The sequence below is a fragment of the Rhodoblastus sp. genome (genome assembly GCF_041915505.1).
In the GTDB taxonomy this organism is placed as follows: domain Bacteria; phylum Pseudomonadota; class Alphaproteobacteria; order Rhizobiales; family Beijerinckiaceae; genus Rhodoblastus.
The window spans coordinates 1-1,524 of sequence record NZ_JAYSBG010000532.1; the positions used below are offsets into that span (position 1 = coordinate 1).

At 67.6% G+C, this 1,524-nt stretch carries 2 protein-coding genes; one reads left to right on the forward strand and one right to left on the reverse strand.

The genetic code is table 11. The annotated features are described in order from the left end of the window. The first annotated feature begins 172 nt into the window (after positions 1-172). Positions 173-811 carry a hypothetical protein gene (locus tag ACE3S9_RS19475; protein WP_374548130.1) on the forward strand — a complete coding sequence of 213 codons (639 nt, stop codon included), beginning with the start codon at positions 173-175 and terminating at the stop codon, positions 809-811. A 44-nt stretch (positions 812-855) separates the two neighbouring features. Here ACE3S9_RS19475 and ACE3S9_RS19480 read toward each other — a convergent pair whose 3' ends face one another. After that, complete coding sequence (locus ACE3S9_RS19480) at positions 856-1,332, reverse strand: Hsp20 family protein (protein ID WP_374548131.1); 477 nt, start codon at positions 1,330-1,332, stop codon at positions 856-858. Positions 1,333-1,524: the final 192 nt, after the last annotated feature.

The following is a 1,524-nucleotide window of genomic DNA, read 5'->3' on the forward strand; positions in this document are numbered from 1 at the left end:
GGGGCGTCGCAGGCAAAACTTTTTTCACTTTTTGAGAATCGGCGCCGTAATTTCAGTCGTACTGGATGGATTGGAGGCAAAAAGCCGTTTTGCGCGCCGTATTGTCGCCCCGCAGATTTTCGCGCTGTCGGCTTTATGGCATAGAAGGCGGGTGGCGGATTCGGAGAGACCTATGGCGCTGGTGATGTTCGCGGGATCAAGGCGTCGCATGGCGATCCTGTTCGCGGCTTGTCTGGCCGGCGCGGCGGCTGGCCTGACGGATACGGGGCCGGCGCGGGCGCAATTCTTCCCGTTCTTCGGCGAGCCCGCGCGGCCGCAGCGGGCGCCGGTTCAAGCCCTGTCTCCCGGGCAGGTCCGCGCCGTATTGGCGCGCGAGGGCGCGCGGCTGGTCGGGACGCCCCGCCTGCGCGGCTCCGAGATCGTTGCGATCGGCCGCGACGATTATGGCGACCGCAAGCGCTTCACTTTGGATGCGATCAGCGGCGAAGTGCTGGACATTACCGTGATCGCCCGCCGCGAGGAGCGTCCGTCGCGCGCGCCGGACGGCGATCTGGCGCCGCCCGTTGAGCCCTTGCCGCCGCCGGACCATGGATCGCGTGACACTGGGATCAGCGCGGAGCCGCTTCCAGAACCAACGCCCGACAGGGGCCAGGCCGCGGTATCGCCTTCCGCTCCGGTCGCCGGGCCGGCGGCGGGCGCGCCGCCGGCCTCCGCGCCGCGCAAGCCGCCGGATCCGGCCGACGCCGCGCTGAGCCCGATCAAGCCGCTCAAGCCGGCCGGCGCGCCGAAGGTCGAGCCCTTGCCGCAATAAAACGGGCGCCGAAGCGCCCGTTCATGCTCTCTTTCCTCTTTGTATTAGGCCGCCTTGGGCGCCTCGACGGGCTGCGGCGCCGGGCCGTCGCCTTTCCGGCCGATCGGAATGGAGCGCGGACGCTGGGCCTCCGGGATCTCGCGGACGAGATCGACATGGAGCAGGCCGTTTTCGAGCCGGGCGCCGGTGACCTGAACATGGTCGGCGAGCTGGAAACGGCGCTCGAAGGCGCGCGCGGCAATGCCTTGATAGAGTATTTCGCCGGTCTCGCCTTCCTTGCGCGGCTCCTTCGCGCCCTTGATGGTCAGGGCGTTCTGGCGCGACTCAATCGACAGGTCGCTTTCGCCGAAGCCCGCGACCGCGAGGGTCAGGCGATAGGCGTTTTCGCCGGTCCGCTCGATATTATAGGGCGGATAGGACGTCGCCGCATTGTCCGGCGCGCCCGGCTGGTCGAGCAGCGAAAACAAACGGTCGAAACCGATGGTGGAGCGGTAGAGGGGAGAGAGATCGAATTGACGCATGGCATATCCTCCAGTTGAAGCGACATGCGGCGGGTCCGGTCCGTCTGGCTCCGGGGCCGCGCCGTGTGAGCGCGTCCGGTTCCGGCCCGCGCTGACCTTGAGATGGAGGCGTCTCCCGCCTTTTCAAGCCCCCAAGGGCGTTGATCTTGCGCTGTTTCGCCGCCGTCCGTTTTGTGCGATTCTGTTCGCCCG